Raw genomic sequence first — 16,102 nt, 5'->3', positions numbered from 1 at the left:
CTCATTCGGAGTAGCAATACAAATCTGTGAGCTAGACAGGAAATCTACGAAGCTATCAATAGATATCCATACGTCTATTTCAGCTGAGGATCAATGGACATCTCTCCACTAGCCTCTGTTTGTTTATATGCCTCAATATCCGTAGTTCCCTTAGGGAATATAAAGATACGTTGTTGTTTAAAGTACGGATCGTCATAGACCGCCGCAGATAGATGAAATGCGGCTCGTAAGTTATCCGCAGTCAAAACTTCTCTCGGCGTGCCTACATCGATGATATGACCATCGCTAACTAGGACGAGCTTAGTACAGTATTTAGCAGCTAGTTCTAAATCATGAACGACGATTAAAATAGTTTTTCCTTCATCGCATAATCGACGACCTTCGTGGAAAATATCATCGGCGTACACTAAATCGAGCGCCGCCGTTGGTTCATCGAGCAATAGCACCTCTGTTTGTTGTGCCAAAGCCTTAGCCAAGAATACCCGTTGTCGCTCGCCGCCACTAAGGTTTTGCACGGACCGATGTCGCAAGTGATATACGCCTACGTCTTTCATGGCTTCTTCTACAATGACCTTATCTTCTGGTCCTTCTTGTTGCCACCATTTTAAGTAAGGATAACGAGCGGTCATCACAATATCGATAGCTTCATAATCAAAGGAAACATTGACGGACTGTTGCATATACGCTACATGATGAGCGATTTCCTTGTCGCTCAAAGAAGCGATACTTTTACCGTCCCACAAAACTTGGCCCCCAGAGATAGGATAGAGACCACGCAAGGTTTTTAGTAATGTCGTTTTACCAGAACCATTAGGTCCGATAATACCAACGAACTCACCACTATCAATAGAGAAGGATGCATCCTTTAGAATAGCGTTTTCCCCTAGCGTAACGGATAGAGATTGAACATCTAGTTTCATTAGGCCCCTCCTTTACTACGCAAGCGATGAAGTAAATATAAGAAATACGGTGCCCCTAAGATTGCTGTCATAATACCTACGCGAATCTCCACTGGTTGTGCTATAACGCGACCTAAGGTATCACAGAACACGAGGAAAAGCGCCCCACCCACAGCTGCCATAGGCAATAATAGGCGATGATCAGGTCCCACCAAGAGACGCACAATATGCGGTACTACAAGGCCTACAAAGCCAATGGAACCGCTGACGCATACCGCAGTAGCAGTAACTACAGAGGATAAGAACAGGAATAGCATGCGATACACCATAACAGGTAAACCTAAGGCACGAGCCTCTGTATCACCGAGGACGAGTACGTTGAGGTGACGACCGAGCATCATTAAAATGACACTGCCCGTCATGATAGGACCTACCGCCAATAGAACATGGTCCCAACGACGGAAGTCGAGGCCCCCCACCATCCAGAATAAGAATTCCCGTAAGCGGTATTCATTGATCATCGTCAAAATGCCCGATGTAAAAGCACCAAGGAGCATACTAACGGCGACACCGGCTAATAGTAAGGTCGTCGTATCGAGCTTGTTGTTACGCCATGTTAATAGGATGGTAATCCCTACGGACACAAAGGCACCTACGAAGGCAAAGGCAGGCATGTAAAACATACCGAGAGACGTTACACCAAGAGCGATGGCGATAACGGCTCCTAGGGAGGCCCCTGCGGAAACGCCCATAATACCTGGGTCCGCCAGTGGATTGGAGAAAACACCTTGCATAACAGCCCCAGCTAGCGCCAAGGCACCGCCTACGAGTAGGCCTATAATGAGGCGCGGCATGCGGATAAACCATAATACTGCCTCTTGTTCAGCTGTAATAGGCTCCGTAAAATTCACAGGCAAGCCCATACCATTTAAAATACTTTGTACACCGCCACCGATAGGAATCATGATAGTTCCTACGTGGAGTGCCAGTAGACTCACAATACATAGCAATACCCCAATCAGAATAATTGCCATGATTCGTTGCTTCTCTTTAGTCATGAGAATTCCTTTCTAACTGAGGATATACAGTATGCATGATGGCGAGCATCGCTTCTCCAATATGCTGATTCATAGTATATAAATAAGCTGCCGGTAATGGCTTAACACGGTTCTCACGTATAGCCGGCAAATTTTGAAAGGCTGGATTTAATAAATATCGATCCGCCAAATTCTTGTCCATTCCCTTATAGGAAGGAATAAAAATATAGTCTGGATTCATGGCTAGCACCCGTTCCTCCCCAAAGGGAATCCGCGGCGGTAAGCCAATCCGATCAGGTGCATTATAGATACTCATATAGTGACACATATCATCAAAAAGGCTTCCTGTTCCCGTATATCCGTCCATAGATGATACAAAGAGAACCGTCTTGCGCTGCTCAGGCGGAATAGATTCGCCTAATCGCTTCAATTCATCTAGCTCTCGACGAATTTTTTGCTTGTAAAAGCTCCCCTTCTCGTCTTCTCCAATAATATGAGCTACGTCGGTCACATTCTTAATAACATCCTCTACGGTAGAGCCTGACGATACTACGACAGTAGCTATCCCCATGTGCCGTAAGCCATAGATAACATCAGCCGATATATAATCTGGCGCTATAACGAGATCCGGTTTCAAGGCTATGATTTTCTCCAAAGGATACGAACTCAACACTGGTTTTACCAGCTTTGCGCGCTTTGCCTCTAAAGAATACTCCTCATAGGTAGACAGTTTATTGATGCCCACCAAGCGCTCTGGCTCTATAAGACCAAGTAAAATCGTATCAAACGCAGAGGATAATGCTAAAATTCGCTTCGGATTCTCTGGCACCCCTACCTGAACGCCATCATGGCTTTCCACATACCGCGTATAAGGCGTCTGAGTCCCCTCATTAGGAGACTTAATTAGACCACAGCCAGCTAGACAAACGCAAAGGAGTATCATCAAAGTTATGAGAAAGCCGATAGTCTTATTCATGATGATACTCCTTGTATAGTTCTAATTAACATATATAAGTACTAGAATTTTTGAGTATAGCTAAGTTGATAGTTGAACGGCTCATCCCAATATTCCCAGTCACCGTTGGAGATAACATTGTTACGATTCAACAAGTTTCGTGCATCAAGTCGTAACGAAGAATCTTGATTGAATTGATAGCCTACGTACGCATTCCAAGCTACGAGATTTGGATTTGTACCACCATCGCGGTTCTTCATCCGTTTTGTTACAAAGTTGAGGCTAGAACCAGCTATCCATTTTGGACTTGTATAATGGATGCCTCCAGTAAATTGTAATTTTGGATTTGCTTGTTTCCAGTAAGTCTTATCGATTTCTCTTTGTTTTGGATTAGAATACGATGCACCCACAGTCATTTTTAAGTGATCTGTTAATTTACGACCATATTGGGCTTCGATACCGACATTTCTATAGCGACCACCGTTTACGCGAATCGTGTTTTTACCATTGCTATCTGGCTTCCAAGAGAAGAAGTTTTTAAAGTCCATATAGAAGAGCGCTACTTTCCAGCTATCTTTGTTAGTAATGTGTTTATAGCCTAATTCGTAATTCCAACCTTCTTCAGGTTTCAAATTACGTCCACTAACAGAGGCATAGCCTTTATTAATTTTCTTGAAAGTATCGCTTAAGTTCGGCATTCTAAAGGCTTTACCAGCATTTATGTACATGGATGATTCCTTGTTAATACGATGTTGTAATTGGAACTGAGGAATTAATACGCGTTGATTTTTCACAGGGTCTTTAATATCCGAATAACGCAAGCCTAAAATACTAGTCCATTTAGGATTGATTTGATAGGAGTATGTACCATAAATGGCATAACTATTGCGATGTGGATTTCCATAGTATGGACCAGATGTAGTGCGATATGTTTCTCGTTTACCAAGTACACCTGCAATGAAATAGTCCTTGCCACCGCGGAAGTCCCATTCATGTTGCACATCGAAACCATATTGTCGAGCAATATAGTTGTTATCACTCAACGTATATGTCTTTTTGCTATGTATGCGACTTTTACCATACAAATCTCTATCATTGTAGAAGATTGTACCTGTAGTATTGCCATCTTTATAAACTAAAGACGCATTATTTTTAGTATCTTTATAAGCATATGTTGTAGAGTGAAGCTTTTGCTTAATAGGATTCGTTTCTGTACTCAACTGTCCAAAAGAAGAATTACCTTCAAAACGGCTAAAGTTCAAAGTCAACTTATCATTTAATTTACCGCTCACAAATACACCTAAGGAATTCCCTTTGTTACGAGCTGTATAATATTCATAGCCTCTAGCATAAGCACCGATATCGGAGCGGATAGGGGTTTCTGGATCTTGAGCACCAAAGAAGTTACGTTCCACACCAATTAAGAAGCGAGGCGTGCCATAGTTAATTTTATAAGTTTGGCGCCCCATATTACCAAAACCTACTGTAGCAGAGCCCCCTTCTTTACTTGGAGTCTTAGTAATTACATTGATAACACCACTCATAGCATCAGCGCCATATAAAGCAGAGGCTGCACCTTTTAATACTTCAATGCGTTCAATAGAGCTAGTCGGAATAGAACTAAGACCGCCCTTGCCATTGAGGTTCATCGGTACCCCATTCATAAGAATCAAGGATCCCCGTTCAAGGCCACGGATATTCACACGGCTATCCATAGCCCCATATTCAAGACCAGATGCACCATAGGAGAAAGATGTAATACCAGGCACCATGTTCACCGCATCAAAGGCATTTTTAGCACCGCTATTCATGATATCTTTGTCCGTAATAACATCCATCGCTGCCGGCGTATCTAAATCTAAAAGAGCCATACGATTTGCTGTTACATTAATAGTATGGATTTCAGAAGCTCCACTCGTTTCAGTAGACAATGCTGTAGTAGGCACATCTGTAGCAGTAGTTACATCTGCTGCATATCCATTCACAGACAACCCCATCAATGCCAAACCAATAAGTATAGAAGTACGTCGCTTAATCTGTTGTTTCATAACAAACACCTCATAACACATATACTTTCACAGAATTTACATAAACTACATATTTGTATTATTACACATTTATGAAGGCCACACAAAACCCATACCCCCTACCACTACTGCATTTATAGGGTAATGTATAAAAACTAGATGTTAAAATTTATGCGTATAGCTCAATTCATAATTAAATAGTACACCCCCATACTCATCATTCTTGATAACCATAATCTACATTAACCACGATCGTAACTGGTGCGCCTGTTGTATTTTCAATACCACCAGAGCTTGCTACGAGGCTAGCAGCAGCATTATCGAGAATGCTAGAGCCACTACTACCAATCTTTTCTGCACCAGCATAGTTGCCATCGGCATCAAAAGTAACTTCAAAGGAAACCGTACCACTAAGTCCCCGGCGTACCGCTTGTTGAGGCATTACTTTATTCGCATTGACACGACCAATATAGCCAGAGCTATCATAGGAACCGCCAGGGCTATTTTCTACACCTGGACCTGGTGGACCAGCATTAGATCCCGGACCATCATCAGAATTTCCATTATTACCAGTTGGTCCATTGTTAAGGCCTGGTTCATTGCCACCACCTGGATTGCCCACAGGATCATTATTATTACCATTTAGGTTTACAGGTGCAGGTTCATTACCTCCTAAGAATGGATTAAGGTTATGTAACCCCGCGGTCGGTTTCCCTGATAGGTCAGGCAATACGCTGCCTGCTTTGCCGCCACCTGCTACAGGCTTATCATCAGGTCGGACTTTTGGCTTTTCTTGTTCTTTTTTCTCTTCAGGAGGCTCTACTTGAGCCATATCAAGAGTGATAACCAAGTCCTTCTGCGGTGTTTCTGGCGGTTTTAAATGGCCGAACCAATTCCCTACAAAACCCCAGTACGCAATATTGATAACCAATGCAGCTACAAAAGGGATTCCATATCGTTTATTCACCATAGGATCACTTCCGTTCTGTAGCTACGCTAACAAACCGAGCACCACTGATTTTAAGATTATCTAAAATGCTAACTACTTCCTTGTATGCAATATCTTCAGAAGCACGTACAATAAATGCTTGTTGTGGTTCCTTTGCAACAATACCTTGAATTTCTGCCCCCAATTGAGCTGGTACAATTTCACGATCATTCAAATACATCTTATGTGTAGCCGTTAATGAAATCGTAATTGGTTCAATCGTCTTAGCAGAAGACGAGGACGCCTTCGGTAAGTTGAGCGGAATTTGCTCTTCTGTATTCATGTACAACGTACTCATCATGAAGAATACAAGCAAGAAGAATACGATATCAATCATAGGAATAATCATGATATCCGGTTCTTTTTGAATGCCTACTGAACTACGTTTCATCGTTGACTCCTAATATATAAATCCATGATAGAACCTAATTTTTGTTCCAATTTTGCAATATCATAATTTACTTTACTGGTGCACCAGCTATGAAATGCTAATGCTACGATGGCTACTGAAAGCCCTGTTGCTGTAGCAATCAACGCTTCGGATACACCGCCTGTAATAACAGTAGGAGCACCAATATCGCCACCAACAGCTGCGAAGGAACGAATCATACCAACTACGGTGCCCAATAGACCAAGCAATGGCGCCATAGTTACCATCATACTAAGCCAATTAAGACCGCGTTTCAAACGTTCGTCCATATAGCCTACTACATCATGTAAACGATTTTCTAAACCTTCTACACTATATACAGAATCAACAATTGGAGATACGAACTTACTCAATGCATCATCACTATTTTTTACAGCCTGTTCAAGGGCCGCCCAACTATTGCTATTTCGGCCTGTATCAATGTTGTCAGATAGCTGTTGTAACTCACGATCGATATTTCTATACATACGAATACGTTCAAATAAAATAGTACATGCTGCTAGCATGAATAGTACAAGTGGATACATAACGATACCACCTGCATGAAATAGGTGAATTGTATACTCCATCATAGCCTCCAAGATGTATAAAATTACATATCAACTAACAAAAAGTGATTATCTATATTATTCGATTAACCACTAACATTGTCATTATTTCATAAAGAAAATATTAGTACAATAACCCTATACCCCCTATGGTTGCTGGAATTCTATAGTATTCCATTATTAGTACACACTCCATCCATTTTATATATACATTTGTCCATTTAATACAAACAAAAATATTCTCACATTAATAATATACGGATAAGATAATAAAAAATACAAAAAGCAACCTGTAAAAATAGTTTTTATAGGTTGCTTTTATGTTATTTTAATCATATTAAGTAACAGAGTATCCTCTTTGTCCCCAATATTAATATTTTGTATTTTTATAATACTATATTACTTCATGAATAAAATTTATACATCAATGAATATTATTTATGTTTTATCCAATATTAATTCATTTTGTGTATTTTATAAGGTTTTTCTTATAATAATCTATTATTTTCTCTTTTATATTATATATTATCCTTTCTATTATCGTTTCTTTTTATTTATGATTCTATTCATGATTATATTTATTATGTATTCGTTATAGCCTACTATCGTTCATATACGAATTGCGCCATGTTATATATGCCACGGCCAATGTGATATGTCTTAGCCATCATAGATTCATTAGATATGATAACGACCTTTTTGTTCTTAATGGCCTTAACGTTTTTAAGAGCCGGATCATTATAGTAGCTATTAAGTACCGCATCACGGTTAAAGCCCGGTGCTTTCACATCTGCGGGTACAATAATCACATCGGGATTGACCTTGATAAGATCATCCTTTTTACCCATGTAGGACCATTTTACGCCTGCCTTAGTCGCCGCATTGTCTACGTTTACATATTTGAGCATATCTTGTATCAATGTATCTGGCGCCCCATATAAGCCATTTTCATTATAAACGGCAACGGTCTTTTTTGGGTCATCACGGCGAGCAAATCGCAAGGACTCTGTATCCCGGATGTAGTTCATCATCGTCGTAATGAGGGATTCAGCTTTATCAGCACGACCTAACAACTGCCCTACACTGCGCGTTTGATCCTCTACCTCTTTTACCGTCTTAGGCGCTCTAAGAAGTGCTACCTTTACGCCTGCCTCACGCAGTGGCCTAACGAGATCTGTAGTACCATCATCGTCCTCTACAATCACGATATCTGGTTTTAATGCAGCGATAGCTTTCACATCAAGGGCCACTCGTTGCTTTACGCCATTAGATGATTGATACGGTGCCGCAGTACTAGCCACCACCGAGTCACCTGCTAGTTCAGCCGCAAGGTCCGCCGCATTGGGACCAACGGCTACGATGCGTTCCGCCTTGTGATCGAGTATGACTGTCTCACTGGTACCGTCCACCATTTTATAAATGCCCTTTGAGCTCAACATACCAAAAATGCCGCCACTTGTGAAAGCATTCCAAGACTTGTACATGCCCATAATGGCTACGACCAAAACGCCACAAAAGATGGCCAATACTATTAATAAACGCTTTAGTTGCATACTCTCTCCTCATAGACTGTCAGATCTATATGCAACACGATTACATATAGACTCTGCTATGCATTAACTCAACAAACTACTTTCACCATAAATCATATAACTATATAGATAGCCTAATGTTCATCACGGCTCACTCTTATATTTAACGATGCCCTCATAGGTACTAGGACCATAGAGCCATTTTGCCATTTGTTCCATAGCCATGAAAGCTTTCCAAGAATAGCTCATCACAAATAGTTCCTGAACTGGATAGACATAGCCTTTTTTAACAGCCGTTACATTTTGTAAGTCTGGATCGTTCATAATGGCATCAATATCTTGCTTGTAATCTGGTAGTTTATCGATAAAACGGGTAGGCACAAAAATAACATCTGGATTAATGCGAATCAAATCGGCTTTTGTCCCCATAGATTGGTTCATATCTACCGTCGTTTTATGATCTCGGTACCACCAAACATCAGATAACATATTAATATCCTTACCACTTTCTGTTATCACAAGGTTTCCTGCTCCATCAATACCATGCACCTGTTCAATCATATCCCGAACGATACCCGACCGATATACGCCGTGAGAGCTATTATATAAAGCAATAACGGGTTTCTTATCCTTTTCGTGAGGCTCTACAAGTTTCTTAACATTACGTCTAGATACAATAAACTCACGTTCGGAATCTTCATCCTTGAAAATCTTTCCTATTGTTTTAGTGGCTAAAATAATATCATTAAAGCTATCTTTTTTCGTATACACAAAGACAGGTATGCCTGCAGCGCGCAAGGACGACACAAGGCTTGGAGGTGTAGAATCTGGCGCTACGACCACGTCTGGCTCGTAAGACTTAATGGAATCCACGGTTAACTCTACACGGCCATTAATATGAGTAGAACTGGAATAAGGAGATCCATCTGTAGCCACGATATAAGGCTCTCCACCAATAGCGCCCATAATATCTACCGTACTTTCACCTATAGTAACGACGCGACGTACATAATCCGGTACAGTCATGACTGTATGTTGACTATCCTCAATCTTCCGTTCATTCAGAGACGTCAATAATTTACCTACAGTGCCATGTCGCGGTATGACATCACCTAACAAATCTGGAGCCAAAGCGATAAATAGGCCAATGAGTATAAGAATGCCTAAAAATATATAATTGAACATAATCCATTTTAAGGCTCCAAAAATGCTTCTCTTTTGATTCATAAGCGTCCCTCTCTCATCTGCAACTTACGATTAACCGAATATTTATAGCTTTAGTATACAGTATCTACTGTATGCGGTCTATACAAGAAAGAGGACCAAGCTTTAGCTCCGTCCTCTTGTATTTATAATATATGAACGATAATCTGTCTTATTTAGATTATCCTTCTACACAGCCCACAGTCACGCTGTATGCCTGCTTATTTTTAGCATTAAATATTATTAATTTAGCTTTAAACACTATTATTTTTTAGCTTTATCTGCTTTTTTATTGTCTTTTGCTTTTTTATTTTCTTTTACCTTTTTAGGTTTTTCTTGTTTAACCTTAGCTGGCTTTTTACCATTAACAGCAGCGCCTGCAGGTTTCACGAAGGCATTATTAAGGTTTGTCGCCACTTGTAATGCTACATCTGCATTTGGAGTAGTGACGATGTTTTGACCCGCAACAGTTACTGTGCCACCGTTATAAGATGCAGAACCTGGTGTCACTTGATTGTTGTGGTACATGCGAGCTAATTTGCCGGCCATGTAGAAAGCGCGTTCTTCCCCTGTATAGCGGCCACTAGCAGCTGGTGTATAGATATTATCACCATTTACATACACAGCGCCTTTAGACACGTTTACGTGGTTTCCAGAATATGTGTACATGCGAGCAATATTATTATTCACACGGTCTGTTAACTTAGGATGGTTATTAGGTGCCACTACTTGTGAAAGCCCTTCACGATAGTGTTCCCCTACTTTATTGCGAAGTACAAGCATAGAACCGGCTGCACCGCCCACATTATAAGGAGATTCGCTTAAAATTTGGAAGCCCAACTCATCGGCTGCTTTTTCTTGGCTCATTGTAAATACTTGGTTAGACAAATAGTTACCTGCTACGTTGGATAAAATGGCAGCCCCTTCGCTACCGCCTGCAGCGATACCTACCGCAGTAGATAAGCCAATTTGTTTTTTAGCGCCATTGATAATATCTTTGTGCTCACCATGTGCAATTTCATGGGCCATTACATACGCCAATTGATCATCATCTAGCGTATCTAAGGCACCTTTGTTGATAGACATAACACGGCCAAGCGTTGCAAAGGCATTGAACTCCTCATCAGGGTTAGCATATACAACGTAAGAACGTTTTACGCTCGGCGTAGCCTCTAACGTTTTCATAATGCGATTTACACGTTCTTGAGCTGCACTATCGTTCAAGTAACCTGTTTTTTCTTTTGTACGAGCCAAGCTTTCTTTTTGGCCTTGCTCAGAATTATCCATTTTATTTAAAGCAGTAGATACGTAAGCCATAGCAATAGCACCACCAGCTAGTGATTGTACTGCAGCAGATGCAGCTTGTACAGGCGCTGTTTGCATGATTGCCGGTGCCATAGTTACTGCCATAGCGACAGATAACGTAGCCACTGTAAGTTTCTTGTTCATTATATTAACCTCTCATATTACTCAATTCTCTCAATATATAGATACTACTATCAATAGTATGTTACGTATTGTAACAGCATCTTCATACTCTCAATCACAGTATTTGCACACTAACCCTATCTTATATGTTCAGCGTAAATACAAAATGAATAGTGGAACAACTAATCATATATTTATTAGTATAAAGCCCGCACACGAGACTTTTACTGTATAATAATTATTCTATTACTTTTACTATATCTAATAATTATGCTATGCCTTTACCATATATAATAATTGTTCTATTGATACTATCTATACTAACAGATTAATAGTTCTATTCTTCTACTGGTTTTGCTGAAAGCACAACGGCTTCTTTACCATCTTTAGAAACAGCAGCACCATGCGTATAGCCTACAACATCAAAGCCTGCCTCAGCACACTGCTCTGCGATGCTTTCATAATTTTCATTTTTACCACGAGTACAGGTAGAAAGATGAACCGTAGTAACCCCTTTTTTCTTGAAAGACTCGATTTTCTTAGCTAGATCGCCACCACTGTGCGTGAACCCTACTAACTCAATATCCTCATCTGCATAACGCTCAAAGGAATCCGCTTTATTCATAAATGCTTTTAAGCAACCGCCACAAGAACAGCGCTGCATTGTATCCTCATTGACGAGAACTGCAATTTTCTTAGTCATAAGACCTCCTATGAAAATATAGTATAAACCTTAGTATAACATAGCTATAAAGAAAAGATGTATCCTGAAGCACGTTCATTAATGATAATTATAGATAGGTAAATTGAGGTTTGAACGCATATATGCTATCATAAAAGAAAGAAGGATTAGGATTGATAAAGAAATTAGATACTGAAATATACGAAATACGATCAAAAGTATCTTCAAATATTCAAAGAGCTTTATATTTTCATGTAAAAAACAATCAATATATTATTACACATGGATTTACAAAAAAGACTCAAAAAACACCAATAAAAGAAATAATAAGAGCTAAACAAATAAAATCAGAATTTGAGGAGGAATATTATGCCAATAAAAACCTTAGATAATATATTTGAAAAAGACAGAAATAATCCAGAATTTTTAGAAGCTTATTTAGAAGAAAAAGCTAAATTAGAAAATGCAGTGGCTGTTTTAAAAGCACGAGAGGCTGCAGGATTAACACAACGTGATTTAGCTAAGAAATCTGGTGTCCCGCAGTCTACAATTGCACGTATTGAGAAAGGTGCCAATACAAGTCTAAGTACTATGTGTAAAATTGCATTTGCTTTAGATAAACAAGTGAAGATTAGTTTAGTATAAGAAGACCCCCTATAAGCTAGTTAACGTGGCTTATAGGGGGGTTATATCTTCTTTTGTAGAGTAAGATTTACGTATTACATAATATCTTCTTCACGGCCAAATTTACCGTTTATGTATTCCCCATAAGCGAGGAGAAGCTCTGTTTTATTTCTCATAACATATGGCCCTTGTTTTACCACTGGTTCATTGAGTGGTTCTCCAGCGAGAACGAAGATTTCAAGACCTTCATCACCAGACTCCACCTCAAAGCGCTCTCCATCATTGTTGAAAAGTACAAAGTCACCAGATTCTATGCTTTCACCATTGGCACTGCCAGTACCATTAAGCACAAGGAAGCCTGTATTCCAAGTCATATTCTCAGAAATAGAGATCCATGAATTAGGTTGAAGTTTTAATTTGTAAATATTCATCGGTGTATGGGATTTAGCAGGACCTGTTATATGTCTGAAAGCACCGGTGTAAACGATAGCATCGATTGTTTCATCAAGAGATTGATACCGCCCCATTGTGGTAGCAGGTATATATTGATATGCAGGTACATCGTTTTTATGACGTTCAGGTAGATTTATCCATAATTGTAAAGCATGGAACAAACGTCCCCGCTTTGCATATTCTCTTTCATGAAATTCTTTGTGCAAAACACCACTAGCTGCAGTCATCCATTGCACATCACCAGAATGAATAACACCACTATTACCAGCTGTATCTTTATGTTCAATGGAGCCGGAAAAAGAAAATGTTACCGTTTCAAAGCCTTTATGGGGATGTGGAGTGTCACCTGTATCAAAAGGACTGCCCTCAAAATAATATGGCTCGTTATAGTCGAGTAACAAAAATGGAGACATACGATCAAGCATAGGTGACTCATCGCCATTAGGGAAGTACTGACGTACTCTAAATCCAGTGCCTACCCAATGAATATCAGGGGCTTTAATAATTCTTTCAATTGTTCTTACAGGATTCATTCTATCACCTCTTAATCGAACAGGATTCATAATAGTTGTATTATATATGAATAGTTGCTCATATATCTTAACTCCATTATATCTAATTTTTTCAATATGTCAAGAAGTGGGATATTAGAATAGTAATTTACATAAGTTTCGAGCCACTCAATTAATTTACGATTTGATAATATCATTGGTGATATGTACTGAGAAATTGATTACCTATAGTTAATTTACATAAATTTAAAGTTACTCAACTAGTTTACGGTTCGGTAACATTGGCACGTTGTGCCGCGTTACCATATGGATATAGTTTGCCTCCTACCAACAGCCGCAGCTTCCTATCACACTCGCCCATGGCAACATATAATACAATAGTTTAATGTACAGCATACATTTTAGGGCTTCGTCGAAGGTGATGTGTGGGCCCCATGCGTCGCTACGCTCCTCTGTGGCCTCACACCCTACCCTTCCCACGCCGTCCCATAGATTACTATCCATAGATAATACTTGTACAACCTTGGCTGGAGACGGCTCTAGAAGGAATTAGAATGTGCTCGTTAGAGCACAAAAATAGAGGGCCAACCCTTTAGGGTTGACCCTCTATTTCGTCAATCAGCGAGTTCTTATGTACGATTCTTCCCTCCAGGATACTGGGTGTTCGTCGCTGTGGATGGCCTTATGTAGCTTCGCTACATGTCCATCTTACGCTCCGAACTAAGCGATGCAGTGAATCTGTCGTCGTTTCACTCCTCCATATTCTACTACCCTGCTCACCAGGTACCCTGGGAGGATAGGAAGCCATACAACAAAAAAGACACACCCTCAGGTGTGCCTTTAAGCAATCAGCGGCTTCCTATCCTCCCAGGCCGTCTCCAGCCAAGTACTTTCGGCGTTTATGAGCTTAACTACTGTGTTCGAGATGGGAACAGGTGGATCCTCATAGCCATCGCCACTGAATCTGTCAGAGTTTGTACTCTGAAAACCACATAGAAGTTATATATATTTGTTGCACATTTCTGCTTAATGTTTTGTTTAAGTAAAGCCCTCGATCTATTAGTACCAGTCAGCTCCAAACCTCACGGCTCTTCCACACCTGGCCTATCAACCATGTCGTCTACATGGGATCTTACTAGCTTATGCTATGAGAAACCTCATCTCAAGGCTGGTTTCACGCTTAGATGCTTTCAGCGTTTATCCGTCCCGAACGTAGCTACCCAACTGTACCCTTGGCAGGATAATTGGTACACCAGCGGTTCGTCCACTCCGGTCCTCTCGTACTAGGAGCAGCCCCCTTCAAGTTTCTTGCGCCCGCGATGGATAGGGACCGAACTGTCTCACGACGTTCTGAACCCAGCTCACGTACCACTTTAATCGGCGAACAGCCGAACCCTTGGGACCTACTTCAGCCCCAGGATGTGATGAGCCGACATCGAGGTGCCAAACCTCCCCGTCGATATGGACTCTTGGGAGAGATTAGCCTGTTATCCCCAGGGTAGCTTTTATCCGTTGAGCGATGGCCCTTCCACTCGGCACCACCGGATCACTAAGCCCGACTTTCGTCCCTGCTCGACCTGTCCGTCTCGCAGTCAAGCTCCCTTCTGCCTTTACACTCTTCGAGCGATTTCCGTCCGCTCTGAGGGAACCTTTGGGCGCCTCCGTTACTCTTTAGGAGGCGACCGCCCCAGTCAAACTGCCCGCCTAAGACTGTCCGGCCGGTCGTTACTCGGCCCGTTAGAAATCAATTAATGAAAGGGTGGTATCCCAACAGTGACTCCTCTAAAACTGGCGTCCTAGATTCTACGTCTCCCACCTATCCTGTACATTCATTAACTAAGTTCAATCTTAGGTTGCAGTAAAGCTCCATGGGGTCTTTCTGTCCAGTCGCGGGTAACCTGCATCTTCACAGGTACTTCAATTTCACCGGGTCCCTCGTTGAGACAGTGCGCAAGTCGTTACACCTTTCGTGCGGGTCGGAACTTACCCGACAAGGAATTTCGCTACCTTAGGACCGTTATAGTTACGGCCGCCGTTTACTGGGGCTTCAATTCAGAGCTTCGACCCGAAGTCTAACCCCTCCTCTTAACCTTCCAGCACCGGGCAGGTGTCAGCACCTATACGTCAGCTTTCGCTTTAGCAGGCACCTGTGTTTGTGGTAAACAGTCGCTTGCGCCTCTCTTGTGCCACTCATTCATGCTCCATGCGTTGCTGCACTTCACACTACATGAGTCCTCCTTTTCCCGAAGTTACGGAGGCATTTTGCCGAGTTCCTTAACGAGGGTTTTCCCGCGCACCTTAGGATTCTCTCCCCGCCTACCTGTGTCGGTTTTGGTACGGGCGATGTGTCTCTACCTAGAAGCTTTTCTCGACAGTGTAGGATCAATCACTTCGTTACTATTGCTAGTAACTCGTCATCACATCTCAGCTTTTAGAGCTACGGATTTGCCTATAGCTCAACCTACATGCTTAAACACGCACTTCCAATCGCGTGCTGACCTACCTTACTGTGTCACTCCATCGATCAAACGATTCACACCGGTACAGGAATTTCAACCTGTTGTCCATCGCCTACGCTTTTCCGCCTCGGCTTAGGTCCCGACTTACCCTGAGACGACGATCGTTGCTCAGGAACCCTTAGGCTTTCGGTGGAATGGATTCTCACCATTCTTTTCGCTACTCATACCGACATTCTCACTTCTCATCAGTCCACAACTCCTTACGGTACTGCTTCAGCCCGATGAGAACGCTCCCCTACCCATATACATTGCTGCATATGACACG

14 protein-coding genes and 2 rRNA genes (1 of these 16 only partly in view) are annotated in these 16,102 nt (G+C 41.4%); 2 read left to right on the top strand and 14 right to left on the bottom strand.

Features of this window, described 5'->3' with window-relative positions; translation table 11 throughout:
- Positions 1-74: 74 nt before the first annotated feature.
- The 11 genes from VEHSUH06_RS01970 to VEHSUH06_RS01920 all read right to left on the bottom strand — a co-directional run bounded on the left by VEHSUH06_RS01970 (position 75) and on the right by VEHSUH06_RS01920 (position 11,750).
- Positions 75-920 carry an ABC transporter ATP-binding protein gene (locus VEHSUH06_RS01970; protein WP_105097564.1) on the bottom strand — a complete coding sequence of 282 codons (846 nt, stop codon included), beginning with the start codon at positions 918-920 and terminating at the stop codon, positions 75-77.
- Positions 920-1,957, bottom strand: coding sequence for an iron ABC transporter permease (locus VEHSUH06_RS01965; RefSeq protein ID WP_105097563.1), 1,038 nt, complete (start codon positions 1,955-1,957; stop codon positions 920-922). The genes VEHSUH06_RS01970 and VEHSUH06_RS01965 overlap by 1 nt, the downstream gene beginning before the upstream one ends.
- Complete coding sequence (locus tag VEHSUH06_RS01960; protein WP_105097562.1) at positions 1,950-2,912, bottom strand: ABC transporter substrate-binding protein; 963 nt, start codon at positions 2,910-2,912, stop codon at positions 1,950-1,952. The genes VEHSUH06_RS01965 and VEHSUH06_RS01960 overlap by 8 nt, the downstream gene beginning before the upstream one ends.
- Before the next feature lie 41 nt (positions 2,913-2,953).
- Positions 2,954-4,939, bottom strand: a complete 1,986-nt coding sequence (locus tag VEHSUH06_RS01955) for a TonB-dependent siderophore receptor (protein WP_105097561.1) — start codon at positions 4,937-4,939, stop codon at positions 2,954-2,956.
- 196 nt (positions 4,940-5,135) lie between these two features.
- Positions 5,136-5,888, bottom strand: coding sequence for an energy transducer TonB (locus VEHSUH06_RS01950; protein WP_199179713.1), 753 nt, complete (start codon positions 5,886-5,888; stop codon positions 5,136-5,138).
- Positions 5,889-5,892: 4 nt separating this feature from the next.
- On the bottom strand, positions 5,893-6,297 hold the full coding sequence (locus VEHSUH06_RS01945; RefSeq protein WP_009351842.1) for a biopolymer transporter ExbD: 405 nt from the start codon (positions 6,295-6,297) through the stop codon (positions 5,893-5,895).
- Positions 6,294-6,905 (bottom strand): MotA/TolQ/ExbB proton channel family protein, encoded by a 612-nt coding sequence (locus VEHSUH06_RS01940; RefSeq protein ID WP_105097560.1) that lies wholly within the window; start codon positions 6,903-6,905, stop codon positions 6,294-6,296. The genes VEHSUH06_RS01945 and VEHSUH06_RS01940 overlap by 4 nt, the downstream gene beginning before the upstream one ends.
- A 581-nt stretch (positions 6,906-7,486) precedes the next feature.
- The gene (locus VEHSUH06_RS01935; protein ID WP_105097559.1) at positions 7,487-8,437 is read right to left on the bottom strand and encodes an ABC transporter substrate-binding protein; all 951 of its coding nucleotides are present in this window, start codon (positions 8,435-8,437) and stop codon (positions 7,487-7,489) included.
- Between the two features lie 123 nt (positions 8,438-8,560).
- Positions 8,561-9,643 (bottom strand): ABC transporter substrate-binding protein, encoded by a 1,083-nt coding sequence (locus tag VEHSUH06_RS01930; RefSeq protein WP_105097558.1) that lies wholly within the window; start codon positions 9,641-9,643, stop codon positions 8,561-8,563.
- Between the two features lie 240 nt (positions 9,644-9,883).
- Positions 9,884-11,068: a M48 family metallopeptidase gene (locus tag VEHSUH06_RS01925; RefSeq protein WP_105097557.1), complete on the bottom strand. Its 1,185-nt coding sequence runs from the start codon at positions 11,066-11,068 to the stop codon at positions 9,884-9,886.
- A 316-nt stretch (positions 11,069-11,384) separates the two neighbouring features.
- The gene (locus VEHSUH06_RS01920) at positions 11,385-11,750 is read right to left on the bottom strand and encodes a CGGC domain-containing protein (RefSeq protein ID WP_054748581.1); all 366 of its coding nucleotides are present in this window, start codon (positions 11,748-11,750) and stop codon (positions 11,385-11,387) included.
- Positions 11,751-11,902: 152 nt separating this feature from the next.
- On the opposite strand from VEHSUH06_RS01920, the gene VEHSUH06_RS01915 reads away from it, so the two are divergent.
- Both VEHSUH06_RS01915 and VEHSUH06_RS01910 read left to right on the top strand, forming a co-directional pair.
- The gene (locus tag VEHSUH06_RS01915; protein WP_105097556.1) at positions 11,903-12,121 is read left to right on the top strand and encodes a type II toxin-antitoxin system RelE/ParE family toxin; all 219 of its coding nucleotides are present in this window, start codon (positions 11,903-11,905) and stop codon (positions 12,119-12,121) included.
- Positions 12,099-12,374, top strand: coding sequence for a helix-turn-helix domain-containing protein (locus VEHSUH06_RS01910; RefSeq protein WP_060924150.1), 276 nt, complete (start codon positions 12,099-12,101; stop codon positions 12,372-12,374). The genes VEHSUH06_RS01915 and VEHSUH06_RS01910 overlap by 23 nt, the downstream gene beginning before the upstream one ends.
- A gap of 74 nt (positions 12,375-12,448) precedes the next feature.
- Here VEHSUH06_RS01910 and VEHSUH06_RS01905 read toward each other — a convergent pair whose 3' ends face one another.
- From VEHSUH06_RS01905 to VEHSUH06_RS01895, 3 genes are all read right to left on the bottom strand, one after another.
- On the bottom strand, positions 12,449-13,339 hold the full coding sequence (locus VEHSUH06_RS01905; protein WP_105097555.1) for a pirin family protein: 891 nt from the start codon (positions 13,337-13,339) through the stop codon (positions 12,449-12,451).
- An 825-nt stretch (positions 13,340-14,164) separates the two neighbouring features.
- Positions 14,165-14,281: ribosomal RNA gene (gene rrf, locus VEHSUH06_RS01900) — 5S ribosomal RNA — on the bottom strand.
- A 76-nt stretch (positions 14,282-14,357) separates the two neighbouring features.
- Positions 14,358-16,102 (bottom strand): 23S ribosomal RNA (locus tag VEHSUH06_RS01895) (it continues 1,191 nt past the right edge of the window).

It is taken from the genome of Veillonella sp. S13053-19 (assembly GCF_002959835.1).
Lineage (GTDB): Bacteria > Bacillota > Negativicutes > Veillonellales > Veillonellaceae > Veillonella > Veillonella rogosae.
Note: the sequence above shows the minus strand (reverse complement) of the source record. Positions and strands in the feature narration are given on the sequence as shown.

Excerpts from the sequence above, each read along its gene's own strand:
- VEHSUH06_RS01945 (WP_009351842.1), bottom strand. The coding sequence starts at position 6,297 with ATGAAACGTAGTTCAGTAGGCATTCAAAAAGAACCGGATATCATGATT.
- VEHSUH06_RS01905 (WP_105097555.1), bottom strand. The coding sequence starts at position 13,339 with ATGAATCCTGTAAGAACAATTGAAAGAATTATTAAAGCCCCTGATATT.
- VEHSUH06_RS01965 (WP_105097563.1), bottom strand. The coding sequence starts at position 1,957 with ATGACTAAAGAGAAGCAACGAATCATGGCAATTATTCTGATTGGGGTA.
- VEHSUH06_RS01940 (WP_105097560.1), bottom strand. The coding sequence starts at position 6,905 with ATGGAGTATACAATTCACCTATTTCATGCAGGTGGTATCGTTATGTAT.
- VEHSUH06_RS01925 (WP_105097557.1), bottom strand. The coding sequence starts at position 11,068 with ATGAACAAGAAACTTACAGTGGCTACGTTATCTGTCGCTATGGCAGTA.
- VEHSUH06_RS01960 (WP_105097562.1), bottom strand. The coding sequence starts at position 2,912 with ATGAATAAGACTATCGGCTTTCTCATAACTTTGATGATACTCCTTTGC.
- VEHSUH06_RS01910 (WP_060924150.1), top strand. The coding sequence starts at position 12,099 with ATGCCAATAAAAACCTTAGATAATATATTTGAAAAAGACAGAAATAAT.
- VEHSUH06_RS01950 (WP_199179713.1), bottom strand. The coding sequence starts at position 5,888 with ATGGTGAATAAACGATATGGAATCCCTTTTGTAGCTGCATTGGTTATC.
- VEHSUH06_RS01935 (WP_105097559.1), bottom strand. The coding sequence starts at position 8,437 with ATGCAACTAAAGCGTTTATTAATAGTATTGGCCATCTTTTGTGGCGTT.
- VEHSUH06_RS01970 (WP_105097564.1), bottom strand. The coding sequence starts at position 920 with ATGAAACTAGATGTTCAATCTCTATCCGTTACGCTAGGGGAAAACGCT.
- VEHSUH06_RS01920 (WP_054748581.1), bottom strand. The coding sequence starts at position 11,750 with ATGACTAAGAAAATTGCAGTTCTCGTCAATGAGGATACAATGCAGCGC.
- VEHSUH06_RS01930 (WP_105097558.1), bottom strand. The coding sequence starts at position 9,643 with ATGAATCAAAAGAGAAGCATTTTTGGAGCCTTAAAATGGATTATGTTC.
- VEHSUH06_RS01955 (WP_105097561.1), bottom strand. The coding sequence starts at position 4,939 with ATGAAACAACAGATTAAGCGACGTACTTCTATACTTATTGGTTTGGCA.